The organism is Bordetella sp. (assembly GCF_057362025.1).
Map to the genome: position 1 here is coordinate 85,302 of NZ_JBMQQZ010000094.1, position 15,522 is coordinate 100,823.

A 15,522-nucleotide genomic window follows, 5' to 3' on the forward strand; every position below is an offset into this window, starting at 1 on the left:
CATGTCGCTTGACGCGCTTCAAACCCGTCTGGACCACCGTTTCGGCGATGCGGCCCTGTTGGAACAGGCGCTGACTCATCGCAGTCATGGCGCGCGCCATAACGAACGACTGGAATTCCTGGGCGATGCCGTCCTGAATTTCGTCGTCGCGTCGATGTTGTTCGAACGCTTCCAAAAAATCGATGAAGGCGATCTTTCACGCCTGCGCGCCAACCTTGTCAAGCAGGCGTCGCTGGCCGACATCGCGCAAAAGCTCGATCTTTCGCAGGACCTGCGCCTGGGCGAGGGCGAACTCAAAAGTGGCGGCTTTCGCCGGCCTTCCATCCTGGCCGACACACTGGAGGCCATCTTCGGCGCCGTTTTCCTGGATGGCGGCTTCGACGCCGCGCGTCGCGTCATCGCCAAGCAATACCAACCCGTGCTGGCCACCGTGGACCCAAAGACCCTGGGCAAGGACGCCAAGACCTTGCTGCAGGAATTCCTGCAAGGCCGCAAAATGGCCCTGCCTGTTTATACGGTGATCGCCACGCATGGCGCGGCGCACAGCCAGCAGTTTGAAGTCGAGTGCGCCATCGCGCCCCTGGACATCAAGGTAACGGCACCCGGAGCCAGCCGGCGAGCCGCGGAGCAATCCGCCGCCAAGCTGGCGCTGGATGCCGCGCTCGCGGCCAGCCCGCCCAAGGCCGGACGCCGGGCGCCGCGTGCACGCAAAACCGCGCAGCTGTCGCTGCCGGTCGCCGTCGCCCAAGAAATCAAATGACCCAGGAACAACCTACCCGATGCGGCTTCGTCGCCATCGTGGGCCGCCCCAATGTGGGCAAGTCCACGCTGAACAACGCGCTGATCGGCAGCAAGATATCGATCGTGTCGCGCAAGGCGCAGACCACGCGGCATCGCATACACGGTGTGCTCACGCGCGACCACGACCAGTTCGTTTTCGTCGATACCCCGGGCTTCCAGACACGGCACGGCGGGACCATGAATCGCATGATGAACCGCGTGGTGACCCAGGCGCTGGCCGATGTCGACGTCGTCGTGCACGTCGTGGAGGCCGGGAAATGGTCGGAAGGGGACGCCAAACTGCTGCCCATGCTGCCCGCCGGCGACCGTACCATTCTCGCGGTGAACAAGGTCGACGCGCTGAAGGACCGGAATAGCCTGTATCCCTTCGTGGCGAAGGTTAGCGCGCTGCATCCCTACGGAGCGGTGGTGCCGGTCAGCGCCGCGCGAAATCGGCAGCTGGACGATCTGCTCAATGAAATCGCCAAGCGTCTGCCCGAAGGGGAGCACATGTTCGAGCCGGACACGCTGACGGACCGGCCCATGCGTTTCATCGCCGCAGAACTGGTGCGCGAAAAGATTTTCCGCCTGGTCGGCGACGAATTGCCCTACGGCTGTACCGTCGTCATCGAGCAATGGGAAGAAACGGAGAAGGGCGCCCGCGTGGCGGCATGCATCGTCGTCGAACGCGAAAGCCACAAGCCCATCCTGCTGGGGGCTGGCGGCCAACATATGAAGCGCATCGCCACGGAGGCGCGCCTGGAAATCGCCAAAATGCTGGACAAGCCCGTGCACCTGGAAATCTATATCAAGGTGCGCAAGGGTTGGTCCGACCGCGAAGAGGCGCTGCGCGACCTGGGATATGAGTAAACGCGGCACACGCGTCCAGGATACTTCCGGCTACATGCTCCATGCCACCCCGTGGCGTGAAACCTCGCTGATCGTGCAGACATTCTCCCGCGATCACGGCTGTGTGGCGCTGGTCGCCAAGGGCGCCAAGCGCCCGTACTCCAGCCTGCGTCCGGTCTTGTCCGCCTTCCAGCCGCTGGCGCTTTCGTGGTCCGGCGGGGGGGAAGTCAAGACCTTGACGCGCGCGGAGGTGGCCGGCATCCGGCCGCTGGCGGGGCCGTCCCTGATGTCGGCGTGGTACATGAACGAACTGCTGCTGCGCTTGTTGCCGCGCGAGGACGCGCACCCCGTGCTGTTCGACGCCTACGATACCGCGCTGACGCAATTGGCTGGCGGTACCCGTGCCGCGGGCGCCTTGCGGCGTTTCGAATGGACCCTGCTCCGGGAAACCGGCTATGGCGTGGACGAAGCCATGCCGGACTTCGACGACCCGGCCATCGAGCCGCGGCTGCGGCACGACCTGCGGGAACGGCTGGCGGAAATCCTGGCGGGCCGGCCGTTGTCGACGCGGCGCGTGCTGCTCGATCTTCAGACCCGCCGGCTGTCCACGCGCTTGCCCAGCAGATAGCCGCAAACGGCCCATATCGCCGCGCAGGCGGCGCCCACCACGGCGACCAGCGTAGCGCCATGGCCCAGTGCGTCCACGCCCGTCTTCACCCATGCGCTGGCGGCATCGCCGGCACGGTAGACCACGGTATCGATGAAGTTCTTGGCCTTGTACTTGGCTTCGGCGTCGACCGTCGTGAAGACCATCTCGCGTCCCGGGCGCACCAATGCGTACTCGCCGACGCGGCGCAGCACCATGACGACGGCCAGTACGGCGAACACCGGTGCGACTGCCAACACCGCGAAACCCACGCACACGACCAGCGGCACCGCGGTCAGCAGGAAGGCGACACCCAGGCGCTGGGCCAGGCGTCCGGTCAGGAAGAGCTGGGTCAGCATGGCAAGGGCCTGCACCGCGAAATCCAGCGCGCTGAACACACGGATGCGTTCCGCCGACGAGGTAAAGGCATCGGCGACCAGCCTGGCTTGTTCCATGTACAGAAAGGTGCTGGCCGTGGCGAGCAGGATGACGAAAGCGGCCAGCCCCAGTAGCAGCGGCGAAGTGAACGTGCGCGTCGCGCCGGCCAGTATGCCGCCCCCGATCGGGCGGCCTGGCGAAGCCGCATCGCCCGGGCTCGTTTCCAAGCCTGTGCCGGCTTCATCCGCCCCGGCGCCCGCCGTGCCCCGCCAGCGCATCAGCCAGGATTTCATGGGCAGCGTCAGCGACAGCAGGCCGGCCGATAGCAGGATCAATCCTGGGGCACCGAGTACGCCGGCCAGCGCGGCCCCCAGGGCGGGACCGGCCAGGCCGCCGGTGCTGGCGCCGGCGGCGATGAAGGCGAACAGGCGCTTGGCCTGGGCCGTGCGAAACACATCCGCCATCAGGCTCCAGGCCACCGACACGACGAAGAGATTGAACACCGATAGCCAGACGTAGAACGCCCGTGCCGGCCACAGATTGCCGGGTTGCCGGTACAGCCAGCCCGCGAAACCGACCAGCGTAAGCGCGAAAAAGGCGTAGGTCCAGGTAACGAAGTCCGCGCGCGGCACGCGGCGGGCCAGCCAACCGAAGCAGGGTACGGCTACCAGCATGACGACGAAGGTCGCGGTGAACAGCCATTGCAGCTTGTCGACCCCGGCGGCGACCCCCAGCGTTTCGCGGATGGGGCGCAGCATGAAATAACCGGTGAACAGGCAGAAGAAAAACGCGAAGCCGCACGTCGCGGCCATGCCTTCGCCCGGACGGATGTTCAGCGCCCGTTGCAGGCGGCCGGCCGGCGATGCGTGAGGCACGGCGGGGGCGTCACCCATGACGCCGTCAGGCGAACAGGGCGGCGATGCGTTCGCGCGTGGCTGCGTCGGGCTGCCTGCCCATGCCGGCCAACAGGTTGTCCTGCATATTCGCCGGCTTGGATGTCGCCGGAATCACGGCGGTCACCGCGGGATGGCCGACGATGAATTTGAGGAAAATCTGTGCCCAGGATGTGCAATCGATGTCGGCGGCCCATTCCGGCAGCGCTTTGCCCCGCACCTGGCGGAACAGGGCGCCGTCCTGGAAGGGGCGGTTGATCAGTACCGCCACCCCATGTGCCTGGCAGGCCGGCAGCAGCCGCCTTTCCGCGCCGCGCGCTGTGACCGACAGATTGATCTGCACGAAATCCGGCTTTTCGCGTTCCACCAGGCGTGTCAGTTCTTCCTGCGCCGATTCGGTGTAGTGCGTAATGCCCAGGTAGCGCGTCACGCCCTGTTGCTTGAGCTCGCGGAGCAGCGCCAGTTGCGTGGCGGTATCCACCAGGTTGTGCACCTGGATCAGATCCAGTTTGCGGGTGCGTAGGGCGGCTTCGGAGTTCCGTACCTGGCGCATGCCGGCGTCACGGCCGCTGGCGCCTATCTTGGTTGCCAGGAATACATCGCCGCGCGCGCCCAGCCGGGTCAGCAGCTCGCCCGTGACGGCTTCGGCGTCGCCGTAGCTGGGCGCGGTATCGATGACGGCGTTCCGGCGCGCCGATGCCAGGAGGCGCTGCACCACGCCCTGCAACGGGACCAGCCCTTCTTTGTCTTTCGGGGATACGTCGAAGGTATCCGCCGTACCCAGGCCGATGACAGGCAGCCGTTCCCCGGTGGACGGGATGGCGCGGCGGAGCATGACCGGCGTGCTTGCCGCTTTCGAGGCGCCGGCCGCGCCCGCGGCCCCAGGCGCATTGGCGGCATCGCTGGCGTTTGCGGCATGTGCCAGCCAGTTCGAGGCCAGCGCGGCGATCGGGGCGTCAAGCAGGAAGCGTCGGCGGCTTGGCATTGTCGTGTACTCCGAAAAGAAAAGGGGCTCACGAATTGCGAGCCCTTCGACCATCGGCGGGGGGATGTCCCCCCGCTGTACCGCAGTTTGCGTTGTGCCGCCAGTAGGCGATCAGTTTCGGTTGCCGCCGCTGAACACGCTGAGCAGCATCAGCAGGTTCGAGAAGACGTTGTAGACATCCAGGTAGATGGCCAGCGTGGCGGACACATAGTTGGTTTCTCCCCCGTTGACCACTCGCTGCAGATCCACCAGCATGAAGGCGGAGAAGATCACGATGGCCAGGACCGAGATGGTCAGCATCAGCGCGGGCAACTGCAGGAAGATGTTGGCCAGCGCGGCGACGAGGATGATGATTGCGCCGGTGAACAGCCATTTCTGCAAGTTGGAGAGGTCGCGCTTGATGGTCGTCGCCATCGTCGCCATGGCGCCGAACACCACGGCGGTACCGCCGAAGGCCGTCATGATCAGCTGCGAGCCGTTGTTCAGGCCCAGAACGAAGCCCAGCAGGCGCGACAGCATGACGCCCATGAAGAATGTGAAGGCGAGCAGCAACGCCACGCCCAGGCCGGAGTTCTTGTTCTTCTCGATGGCGAACATCAGCCCGAAAGCGCCCAGCAGGAAGACAATGGCCGACATGCCCGGGCTGGCGCCCATGACACGGTTCAGCCCGGTATACAGACCCACCGCCGCCCCCAATACCGTGGGGATCATGGACAGCGCCAGCAGCCAGTAGGTATTGCGCAGGACGCGGTTGCGAACCACCTCGCCCGGTGCGCCGGCGTAGGCGCCCGCGCGGTTGAAGGGGGAAGGACGATAATCGTTCATGTGACGAGCTCCTGGTAGGGGGCCATTCAGCGATGGCTACGATGCTTTGACGCAACCAAAGTCTGACAGTTCCCTGAATTATAAAGGCTAGTGACCAAAGATTAACTCAGACCGCCGAAGACCGATAGTGTGCCGGCGGACCGGGCCGGCCCGGCAAGGCGCGTACGAGGGGGGCCGGAGGACCCGGCCCGGGCGCCCGGCACGCCACCTCCCATCCCATCCCCTTTGGCGCCGCGCGTACGGTACAAGCTTATTCCATTGGACCGCTCCCGGTGGCGTCCGTTCCGTACCCGGATAATTTCAGCCGGGCCGAAGCCGCCGGATCACCCGGTCCACCAGCTCGGGCAACTCTGCCTCCAGCGATTGCCGGACATGGTCCATGGCCTCGTCCAGCGCCCGCTGGACCGTATGTTCCAGTTCCGCCTGCAGCGCCGCGCGCAGGACCGGATCCGGCGGCGGCGCCATTCCCGGCCGGGCGACGACGTCGGTCAGGATGGGCGGGTCGTTGATGCTGTCGACCTTTTGCGTCAACGTCGGGATGGCGGGATCGGTATCGCGATAGTCCATGATTCCTCCAGAGGGCCGTCTCCGCACGCGGCGTACCGCGAGCCCGGGCGATATGCGCCGCCGGAGCGGTCAGTTCGTGGCCTTGCCGCCGATGGCGTGGCTGTGCGGCGATTCGCCACGCGCCTGGTAGTCGCGCCAACGCTGGCGTGCGGCCGGGCGGTCTTCGCCGTCCGCGGACACGATCTCCAGTATGCGCGGGAATGCGTCGTAATGGGGCGGGCAATGATCGTCCAGGTTGAGCAACCAGGGCGCGGGGCGGTCGGCCGTGGCGGGCAGGACCGCCGCGGCCGGATCGGCCGCCGTCAGGACGACCGGCGTTTCAGCCGCCAGAGGGTCTGTCACCAGGACGTGCGGCACGAAGGCAATGTCGTCGAATGCCCACAGCATGCGGTCGAAGGCATTCAGCCGCAGGGGGTCGGCGCAGTACACCACCAGCGGCTGGCCCGCCAGGTATTGCTTGCGCGCCACCTGGCAGGCCGTGCGCAGCCTGTCCGGCGCGCCGAAGGCGAAGTCGATGCGAGCCATGGCCGTTGCGGTTCCCGTGATGCGCGTCCGGGCTTCAGAGCTGGTTCAGCAGGTATTGCATCAGCAGCGGGACCGGGCGCGCCGTCGAGCCCTTTTCCTTGCCGCCGCGCCAGGCCGTGCCGGCGATATCCAGATGGGCCCACGGATACGCCTTGGCAAAGCGGGACAGGAAGCAGGCCGCCGTCACGGCGCCGGCCGGCGGGCCGCCGATATTGGCCATGTCGGCGAAATTGGACTTCAGTTGTTCCTGGTAGGCATCGTCCAGGGGCATGCGCCAGGCCGTGTCCAGGGATTCCCGTCCGGCGCGCAGCAGGGCGTCCGCCAGGGCGTCGTTCTTGGAGAACAGGCCGCTGTTGACGTTGCCCAGCGCCACCACGCAGGCCCCGGTCAGCGTGGCGATGTCGATGACCGCCGACGGCTTGAAGCGTTCCGCGTAGGTCAGCGCATCGCACAGGATCAGGCGGCCTTCGGCGTCGGTATTGAGGATTTCGATGGTCTGGCCCGACATGCTGGTGACCACGTCGCCGGGCTTGTTGGCCTTGCCGCTGGGCATGTTTTCGCAGGTCGGGATCAGGCCCACGACGTCCAGGGGCAGTTGCAGTTCGGCCAACGCGCGGAAGGCACCCAGCACGCTGGCGGCGCCGCACATGTCGAACTTCATTTCATCCATGGTGGCGGCGGGCTTGATGGAAATGCCGCCCGAATCGAAGGTGATGCCCTTGCCCACCAGCACGATGGGGCCGGCTCCGTCCTTGGTCGTCTTGCGGGCGGGCTTGCCCGCATGCCGCAGGACGATGAAGCGCGGCGGTTCGTCCGATCCCCGCGCCACGGAGAGGAAGGCTCCCATGCCCAGGGCTTCGATCTGCTTGCGGTCCATGACCTGGACCTTTACCGATTTGTACGCGCGTTCCAGCTTGCGGGCGGTTTCGCCCAGGTAGGTCGGCGTGCACAGGTTGCCCGGCAGATTGCCCAGCGTGCGCGCGAGTTCCATGCCGTTGGCGATGGCGCCGCCTTCGCGCAGGCCGGCCTGTACGTGGGTGGCATCGCCGCGTTCGATGCAGTGGACGATCTTGCGCAGCTTGGGGCGGGCCTCGCGGTCGGGCTTGCCGAAGCTTTCGTCGTAGTGATAAGTGGCGCTGCCCGCGGCGACGGCCGCCTGGCGCGCACGGGCGCGTATCGGGGTGTCCTCGATCGGGACCGAGACCAGCGTGGAGGCGCCTTCGGTCAACTGGGCACTGACGCAATAGGCGGCGAACGCCTGTTCCGCGGCGGCATGCGCCCGGGCGGAGTATTCCTCCTGCTTGCCCAGGCCCACCAGCACGACGCGCTGCGCCGACACGCCGGGCAGCGAGCGCAGCAGTAGCGTGGTGCCCTGGCGGGCGCGGAATTCGGATTTCACTACCGTACGCAGCGCACCGTTGCTGGCGCGATCGATCAGGTCGGCCGCGGCAGTCAGGACGCCTTCGGCGAAGACACCCACTGCGAGCGCGGCGGTCTTAACCTGGTGCAGGGAGGCGGTGCTGTGTGTGCTAAATTCCAATGACATTGAAGGCGTTCCCGTATGCGTCGATAATTGGCGATTATCTCGCATATTCTCCCATGTCTCTATTCAAACGATCGGTCGTCAGCGAGATCACCAGCCACGCTGGCGTTGTCTTCTCTACGCTCGTGGTGGTCTGGCTCAGTGTGTTGCTGGTGCGCCTGCTGGGCGAAGCCGCGGGCGGCACCATCGGTCCGGACGTCGTGTTCGGCTTGGCGGCGTTTTCCACCATCACCGCGCTGCCCACCATTCTTTCCGTGGCGCTGTTCATCGCCGTGCTGACCACGGTCACGCGCAACTACCGCGAATCGGAAATGGTCGTCTGGTTCGCCAGCGGCCTGTCGCTGGCCGATTGGCTGCGCCCTGTCATGCGCGTGGCGGTGCCGGTGGGCGTCATGGTGGCGGTTCTGACACTGGTGGCGTCGCCCTGGGCTTATCGGCAGATCGGCGAGTACCGCCAGCGGTTCGAGCAGCGCTCGGACCTGTCCAAGGTAACGGCGGGGCAGTTCGGCGAATCCCAGGATGGCGCACGGGTTTTCTTTGCCGAAGAACCCACCAAAAAGGGCGACGAACTGGGTCACGTCTTCGTGCGCGCGATCGATCCGGAGTGGCTCAGCGTATTGACCGCGGCCAGCGCGCGCACGGAAACGATGCCCAACGGCGATCGTTTCCTGGTCCTGAGCGCAGGACACCGGTATGACCTCAAGCCGGGCTCGGCGGAATTCCGCATGGTCAATTTCGGCCAGTATGGCGTGCGGCTGGAAAGCAAGTCCACCGCCGATCCCGCCGCCGAGGCCCGCGCCGCGGCCGAACGCTCCAGCAAGGCGCGCAGTACCTTTCAACTGATCGAGGACAATACCCTCAATGCCTGGTCGCAGGTGATGTGGCGTATTTCCATGCCCGTGGCGGCGCTGGTCCTGGCCATCATGGCGATACCGCTGGGGGCCGTGAATCCGCGGCTGGGGCGCTCCGGCGACCTGCTGATCGCGGGGCTCGTAGCCTTGCTTTACATGAATCTGATCAATCTGTTCCGCGCCTGGATCGCCGATGGCCGCATACCCTTCGGTCTGGGCTGGTGGCCGGTACACGCCGCGCTCATGGCCTTCGCGATGTATCTGTTCATGCGCCGGTTGCGGGTCAAGGCACCGAAGGACAAGGGCGACCGCAACCCGCCATCGGCCGGAGCCGCGACAGACTAGGCGGGCGCGCCGGGCGCTTGCCTGGCGCCATCTCGCCCGCGCGCGGCAGCCTGGTCCCGTGCCATCCCTAATTCCCTCTTGCGTTACACCCTGAACGTTGGCTTCCGCCCGTGTCCAGGGTGTTTTTCATGGCGGGGGTTTCCTCTACACTGGCCGCATAAGGCCAGGGCCCGCCGCAACCATGACGGGCTACCGGACGACGATTCCCACAAGGAACCAGGAGGAGACCATGAAGGAAATCCCGCGCATACCGTTGCTGATCGGCGGCGAACGCATCCAATCCCGCGCCGGCCAATGGCGTGACGTTATCAATCCCGCGACGCAGGAAGTCGTGGCGCAAGTGCCTTATGCCACCCCGGAAGAACTGGACCGGGCGGTTGCGAATGCCAAGGAAGCTTTCAAGACCTGGCGCAACAGCGGCCAGGGCACGCGCATGCGCGTCATGCTGAAGCTGCAGCAGTTGATGCGCGAAAACACCGGCAAGCTCGCCGAACTGATCACCCGGGAACACGGCAAGACCCTGCCGGATGCCGAGGGAGAGGTCGGACGGGGGCTGGAGGTCGTCGAACATGCCTGCGCCATCGCCAGCCTGCAACTGGGCGAGTACGCGGAAAACGCGGCATCCGGCATCGATGTCTATACGCTGATCCAGCCGCTGGGCGTATGCGCGGGCATCACGGCCTTCAATTTCCCGGTCATGCTGCCTTGCTTCATGTTCCCCATCGCGGTGGCCTGCGGCAATACCTTCGTGCTGAAGCCCTCCGAGCAGGATCCTTCATCGTCCCTGTTCCTGGCCGAGCTGGCGCTCGAGGCGGGCCTGCCGCCCGGCGTGCTGAATGTCGTCCATGGCGGCGCCGATACCGCCATCGCGCTGTGCGAGCACCCCGATATCAAGGCGGTTTCCTTCATCGGCTCGACCCGCGTGGGCACGGAAATCTATCGCCGCGCTTCCGATGCGGGCAAGCGATGCCAGGCCATGATGGGCGCCAAGAATCACTGCGTGATCCTGCCGGACGCCGACCCGGAAGTCGCCTTGAATCAGCTGCTGGGCGCGGCCTTCGGGGCCGCGGGCCAGCGCTGCATGGCGGCCTCGGTGGCGGTCTTCGTGGGAGCCTCGCGCGATTGGCTGCCGGAATTCGTCGCCCGCGCCAGGCAGCTCAAGGTCAATGCCGGCACGGACCGCAACGCCGACCTGGGGCCGCTGGTATCGCAGGCCGCCAAGGCGCGCGTGGAAAGCCTGATCCAGCACGGCGTGGACGAGGGTGCCGAACTTTTGCTGGATGGCCGCGGCATTCGGGTTGCCGGGTTCGAACAGGGCAATTTCGTCGGCCCCACCGTATTCGGCGGCGTGCGCGGCGGCATGAAGGTTTATACCGAAGAAATCTTCGGACCCGTCCTGTGCGTGGTGGGCGTCGAGACGCTGGAAGAGGCCGTCGAATTCATCAACGCCAATCCCAACGGCAACGGCGTGGCCCTGTTCACGCAGGATGGCGGCGCGGCGCGCTATTTCCAGAACAACATCGACGTCGGGCAGGTGGGCATCAATATCCCCATCCCCGTGCCGGTGGCCTGGTTCAGCTTCACGGGATCGCGCGGCTCCAAGCTGGGTGACCTGGGGCCGAACGGTAAGCAGGCGGTGCAGTTCTGGACTCAGACCAAGACCGTCACCGCGCGCTGGGCTGCCCATGGACGCACGGTCAATACGACCATCACGATGCGTTGACGCGCGCGTCAGCCGTGCCCGAGGGCTGGCCGCCGCCGGCGACCAGCCCGATCAGCAGCACGATGACCAGCATGGCGGCCGCGTCCAGCAACAGCAGGCGGTGGTTGCCCCCCGTTGCGTTGAACTGCGCGGAAAAGCCATAGGCGGCGATGGCCAGGCTGATGGCCGATGTGACGCTGGCCCGGGACCAGGCGATGTTCTGTCGCGTCGCACTGTGCTCGACCACTTCATGCACCCGGGCCAGGGCAAGGGGAACCATGCCTGGCGCGAAAGTCCCGGTGATGACGGTCAGAAGACCCAGCACCAGCAGATTGCTGCTGGCGTAAAGCCCCAGGAATACGGCTGCCATCACGACCGAGACGATGCTGACCGTCGACTTCGCTCCCAGGCGGTCGGCCAGATAGCCATACAGCGGCGGGCCCGCGATCGCGCCCACGCCATAGATCGCCCAGAACACCGACCCCAGGTGCGTGCCGCGTCCAAGACCGCGGGCAATGAAATCGACCAGGAAGATCATCGTCGGCACAGCGGCGCCGGCCATCAACCCGTATTGAAGATAGAGCCATCCCACATCCCGCCCGAAGCGCGCGGGCCGCGTGGAATGTGGCGCCGATGGTGACGGGGCGGAAGCAAGCTTGCTGGACGGCCAGGCGAACCAGCTGACCGCCGTCAAAAGGGCGGAAATCACGCCCAGGCCGATCCAGGTTTGCGCCAGGCCCAACTCCAGCAACAGCGGAATGACGGTGCCGGATCCCGCGATGCCCAGCCCCAATCCCAGGAAGATGGCGCCTCCCGCGGCACCCTTGCGGGCCGGAGGGACATGGGGAAATATCGTCCCCGCGACAAGCACCATGACGACGCCGCCGGCAATGCCCGACGCGAAGCGCCAGCCGAAATACCACCAGAACGACAAGGGCAGCGCACAGGCGAAGAAGGCGGCGGAAATCAACAGCATCATCAGCCGCAATACGTGTTCGTTGGCCAGGCGCGCGGCCAGGGGCCGGCCCATCAACGCGCCCACCACATAGCCGGCCAGGTTGGCGGAACCCAGGTAGACCACCACGGAGGGCGCGAACCACTGCGCGTGTATCAGTTCCGGTATCAGCGGCGTGAAGGCGAAGCGGGCGAGCCCGATGCTGTCCAGGCTGGCACACAGCCCGGCGAATATGTATCGCCAGACGAGCATCCGGTCGATGGCTCGGGGCGATAAGCGAGATGCGGAAGAAAGGGGCGACATTTTGATCAGCCGAAGTGAAGGGCACGGTTTGCCGCGCCTGGTCGTTTGATTGTTTGACATTAGTGTCAAGTTTGGCAATCTAGTCAACATTGACGCTTATGTCAAGAATGTGCTCCAATATTTGTAAAGGGCGCGGCGGCCATTACCTGGACCGCGACGCAACCGACCGGAGTACAAGATGGCTGGAGTCCGCCAATTTGATGAGCGCGAGGCCCTGGAGAAGGCCTTGGCCCTGTTCTGGAAGCAGGGCTATTCCAATACGACGATGCAGGAGCTGGCCGCCGCGACGGGCGTGCAGCGCGGATCCCTGTACAACGCTTATGGCGACAAGGAGACCTTGTTTCTGCGCGTGTTCGACGTGTACAGGGAAAGCTATGTCGAGCAGATGCGCAAAGCCCTGGACCATGCCGATCCCCGGGAAGCCTTGCGGCGATTCTTCGCGTTCGCGATAAGCATGATGACGACCGGCACGCCGTCGCGCGGCTGCCTGAGCACCAAGACGGCGGTCGGTACGGAAGAACTCGACGAGCCCATGCGCGCCGTCATCCGGGGCCTGCTCGATGAAATCGAAGCGGCGTTATACGACAGGTTGACCCGCGCGGACGCGCAAGGGCGGCTGACCATGGACGCGCGGGACGCCGCGCGCATGATCGTGACCATGACGCGGGGTCTGGTGGTGATCGAGCGCGTCTACCAGGACGACAAGCGCTTGCGCAGGATGGCGGATCTGCTGATCGGCCAATTGTTGAAACCGGAATGAAGCAGAGCCTGCGCGGTATCGCTGCGTCCAGTGGCGGCGACAGGGCCGTGAACGGCCATGAGCCATAGACCATCAGGAAACATCAAATGGCGTGAGAGGACAAGGAAAAACTTCCTTTCCACCGATGGGCAGAAGCATAGACCGCAAAGTAATTTAGAAATATCCCCTTATTACTTATAATTGGATTCCCTCCTAGGAATCCGCTTCATGAACCTGCAACAGTTCCGTTTCGTCCGCGAAACCATCCGCCGGGATTTCAATCTGACGGAAGCGGCGCGCATGCTGTACACGTCCCAGCCTGGCGTCTCCAAGGCCATCATCGAGTTCGAGGATGAACTGGGCGTCAAGATCTTCGAGCGACACGGCAAGCGCATCAAGGGATTGACCAAGCCGGGGTTGGCCGTTTCCCAGGTGATCGACCGCATCATGCGGGAAGTCGACAACCTGAAGAAGGTCAGCGACGAGTTTGCGCGCCGGGACGAGGGGGGATTGGTCATCGCCTGCACGCATACCCAGGCGCGGTATCTCCTGCCGCGCGTCATCCCGGCATTCCGCCGGCAGTTTCCCAAGGTGCACCTGTCGCTGGCGGAGGGTAGTCCGGGGCAATTGGCCGAGATGGTGCTGCATGAACAGGCCGACCTGGCCATCGCCACCGAATCCCTGGCGCTGACGCCGGGCTTGGCTACGCTGCCTTGCTATACCTGGGAACACACCGTGGTGGTGCGGCCCGATCATCCACTGGCCGAGCTCACTTCCAGCGAGGCGAAGCGCCTGACGCTGGCGCAGCTGGCAGCCTATCCGCTGGTCACCTACGATCGTGCCTTCACCGGCCGTACGACCATCGACGAGGTCTTCGCGGCGCAGGGCGTGCATCCGGATATTGTGCTGGAAGCCATCGACGCGGATGTGATCAAGACCTATGTCGACGTGGGTCTGGGCATCGGCATCATCGCGGGTGTGGCTTACGATCCGCGGCGCGACAGCAACCTGGTGGGATTGCCCGTGGGGCATTTGTTCGGCACGCATACGACCCGGATAGGGATCAAGGCCGGCGTATTCCTGCGTGATTACGTCTACACCTTTATCGAGATGCTTACCCCGGCACTGACCCGCCAGGCGGTTCTGGACGCGCTTCAGGGCGTGCAGGAATAAGAAAAACGCCGGTTCGGCGCCGGCATCGATGACGCCCACCGCACGCGGGGCGCGAAGCGCCTTCCGCCCAGGGGGGCTATATGCCCATGCCCCCTCATAGTGAAATTAAATGAGAATCCATCTCATTTACTTGCCTGTACAAACAAGAATCATTATCATTGGTCCACGATCAACGACGCAACGAGGTCTGTCATGTCGACGGCACTTAGCGCAGTGGTGGTGGGCGCGGACCGGTTGGGCAATATCCCGGATCTGCTGAAAGGGCACAATATCGCGATCACGCATCACATCAGCGGACGCGATCCCTCCCATCAGAAACGCGGGCTGCAGCTGCCTTCGGGCACGCAACTGGTGATTCTGCTGACCGATTTTCTCGGTCATAACGTCATGAAGACGTTTCGGCAGTCGGCCCAGCGTTCGGGTATCCGTGTCGTCGCCTGCCGGCGCTCGGTATGCAGCATGCAGCAGGCGCTGACGCAGTGTGGGCTGTGTGCCCGGGCTGCCGGGTAGGGCCCGGGTCAGGCAGGATGGAAAAAGGCCGGTCGCTGCAATAGCGACCGGCCTTCTTTCTTGGGCCGGGATTATCCCGTCACCCGCGATGGGTCGGGCAGGGATCAGTTCTGCGCGCGCGCCGAGGCCACCAGCGTGGTATCGATGCGCCGGGCGCCGTTGTAGCGCTTGTTCCAGTAAGCCATGTCCAGGCGTTCGATGCGCACGACGCCGCCGCGGCTGGGCGAATGCACGAAGCGGTCATCGCCCACATAGATGCCCACATGCGAATAGCGGCGGCCCATGGTGTTGAAGAACACCAGATCGCCCACTTGCAGGTCGTTGCGCGCCACCGGCACGCCTACCCGGTACATTTCCGCGGCGGTGCGCGGCAGCTTCAATCCGAGGGATTGTTCGGCGACGTAGTTGACCAGGCCGCTGCAATCGAAACCCGTACTGGGCGATTCGCCACCGGTACGATAGCGAATACCCAGATAGTTCAGTGCTTCGCCCGCCAGTAAGGTATTGTCGGTCGTGCCGCCGGCGCCGGGGTAGCTGGCCGCGGTACGGCCGGAGCGGCGCATCTTCTGCGCCAGCAGCATGCCGATGGGGTCGTCGCTGTCGGCGGTGGTCCAGGTGGCGTCGTAGGCATCCTGCTCGAAGCCGCTATAGGCGGTATCGCGGCTGGTCGCGGTGTTGGCGCAGCCCGCCAGAACAGCCATGCCGGCCATGATGGCGGCAAGGCGCAGGACGCGGGCCTGATGGGTTAGGAATCGATAAAAAGATAGCGTCCGGTAGTCGTATCGTTGCATTGTTCGCTTGAAGGCGCGGATGAGCACGCCTGGAAGACGACGGACGACCGCCGTGTAGGAAAATTCTGCGGGGCGATTCTATCAGACCTGCGTATAGGCTCCCGGGGAACCGCGTATACGCCTTCTCTCACCCAGCGCCGAAGCTGGCGCACTGCATAAGAT

At 64.9% G+C, this 15,522-nt stretch carries 16 protein-coding genes; 8 read left to right on the forward strand and 8 right to left on the reverse strand.

From position 1 onward, the window contains the following. Position 1 precedes the first annotated feature (1 nt). Genes rnc through recO form a run of 3 tightly spaced genes read left to right on the forward strand, consistent with a single transcriptional unit; the run spans position 2 to position 2,257 of the window. A complete protein-coding gene (gene rnc / locus ACO1P8_RS21195) occupies positions 2–760 on the forward strand; it encodes a ribonuclease III (protein WP_486297831.1) in 759 nt (252 codons plus the stop codon). Then, a complete protein-coding gene (gene era / locus ACO1P8_RS21200) occupies positions 757–1,650 on the forward strand; it encodes a GTPase Era (RefSeq protein ID WP_486297832.1) in 894 nt (297 codons plus the stop codon). Before rnc ends, era begins: the two co-directional genes overlap by 4 nt. Further along, positions 1,643–2,257 carry a DNA repair protein RecO gene (gene recO / locus ACO1P8_RS21205; protein ID WP_486297833.1) on the forward strand — a complete coding sequence of 205 codons (615 nt, stop codon included), beginning with the start codon at positions 1,643–1,645 and terminating at the stop codon, positions 2,255–2,257. Before era ends, recO begins: the two co-directional genes overlap by 8 nt. On the opposite strand, the gene ACO1P8_RS21210 is transcribed toward recO, so the two are convergent. The 6 genes from ACO1P8_RS21210 to ACO1P8_RS21235 form a co-directional block, all read right to left on the reverse strand. Continuing rightward, positions 2,218–3,546 carry an NTP/NDP exchange transporter gene (locus ACO1P8_RS21210; RefSeq protein ID WP_486297834.1) on the reverse strand — a complete coding sequence of 443 codons (1,329 nt, stop codon included), beginning with the start codon at positions 3,544–3,546 and terminating at the stop codon, positions 2,218–2,220. The two genes, recO and ACO1P8_RS21210, sit on opposite strands and share 40 nt — an antisense overlap. A gap of 7 nt (positions 3,547–3,553) precedes the next feature. After that, positions 3,554–4,531: an aldo/keto reductase gene (locus tag ACO1P8_RS21215; protein ID WP_486297835.1), complete on the reverse strand. Its 978-nt coding sequence runs from the start codon at positions 4,529–4,531 to the stop codon at positions 3,554–3,556. 111 nt (positions 4,532–4,642) lie between these two features. Further along, on the reverse strand, positions 4,643–5,356 hold the full coding sequence (locus ACO1P8_RS21220; protein WP_486297836.1) for a Bax inhibitor-1/YccA family protein: 714 nt from the start codon (positions 5,354–5,356) through the stop codon (positions 4,643–4,645). A gap of 300 nt (positions 5,357–5,656) precedes the next feature. Then, entirely contained in the window at positions 5,657–5,923 is a 267-nt protein-coding gene (locus ACO1P8_RS21225; RefSeq protein WP_486297837.1) for a hypothetical protein, read from the reverse strand. A gap of 69 nt (positions 5,924–5,992) precedes the next feature. Next, entirely contained in the window at positions 5,993–6,448 is a 456-nt protein-coding gene (locus ACO1P8_RS21230; RefSeq protein ID WP_486297838.1) for a DNA polymerase III subunit chi, read from the reverse strand. 34 nt (positions 6,449–6,482) lie between these two features. Next, entirely contained in the window at positions 6,483–7,988 is a 1,506-nt protein-coding gene (locus ACO1P8_RS21235) for a leucyl aminopeptidase (protein WP_486297871.1), read from the reverse strand. A gap of 59 nt (positions 7,989–8,047) precedes the next feature. Between ACO1P8_RS21235 and lptF the strand changes: the two genes are divergently transcribed. Next, positions 8,048–9,187: an LPS export ABC transporter permease LptF gene (gene lptF, locus ACO1P8_RS21240; RefSeq protein ID WP_486297839.1), complete on the forward strand. Its 1,140-nt coding sequence runs from the start codon at positions 8,048–8,050 to the stop codon at positions 9,185–9,187. A 229-nt stretch (positions 9,188–9,416) separates the two neighbouring features. Next, positions 9,417–10,910, forward strand: coding sequence for a CoA-acylating methylmalonate-semialdehyde dehydrogenase (locus tag ACO1P8_RS21245; RefSeq protein WP_486297840.1), 1,494 nt, complete (start codon positions 9,417–9,419; stop codon positions 10,908–10,910). Here ACO1P8_RS21245 and ACO1P8_RS21250 read toward each other — a convergent pair. Then, on the reverse strand, positions 10,897–12,096 hold the full coding sequence (locus tag ACO1P8_RS21250) for a YbfB/YjiJ family MFS transporter (protein ID WP_486297841.1): 1,200 nt from the start codon (positions 12,094–12,096) through the stop codon (positions 10,897–10,899). The genes ACO1P8_RS21245 and ACO1P8_RS21250 overlap by 14 nt on opposite strands. A gap of 229 nt (positions 12,097–12,325) precedes the next feature. Here ACO1P8_RS21250 and ACO1P8_RS21255 point away from each other — a divergent pair, with 229 nt between their 5' ends. The 3 genes from ACO1P8_RS21255 (at position 12,326) to ACO1P8_RS21265 (ending at position 14,569) form a co-directional block, all read left to right on the forward strand. Further along, a complete protein-coding gene (locus ACO1P8_RS21255) occupies positions 12,326–12,907 on the forward strand; it encodes a TetR/AcrR family transcriptional regulator (protein WP_486297842.1) in 582 nt (193 codons plus the stop codon). Between the two features lie 207 nt (positions 12,908–13,114). Next, a complete protein-coding gene (locus ACO1P8_RS21260; protein WP_486297843.1) occupies positions 13,115–14,059 on the forward strand; it encodes a CysB family HTH-type transcriptional regulator in 945 nt (314 codons plus the stop codon). A gap of 192 nt (positions 14,060–14,251) precedes the next feature. Beyond that, a complete protein-coding gene (locus ACO1P8_RS21265) occupies positions 14,252–14,569 on the forward strand; it encodes a DUF2325 domain-containing protein (RefSeq protein ID WP_094841112.1) in 318 nt (105 codons plus the stop codon). Between the two features lie 104 nt (positions 14,570–14,673). Here ACO1P8_RS21265 and ACO1P8_RS21270 read toward each other — a convergent pair whose 3' ends face one another. Beyond that, positions 14,674–15,360 (reverse strand): C40 family peptidase, encoded by a 687-nt coding sequence (locus ACO1P8_RS21270; RefSeq protein ID WP_486297844.1) that lies wholly within the window; start codon positions 15,358–15,360, stop codon positions 14,674–14,676. Between the last annotated feature and the right edge of the window lie 162 nt (positions 15,361–15,522).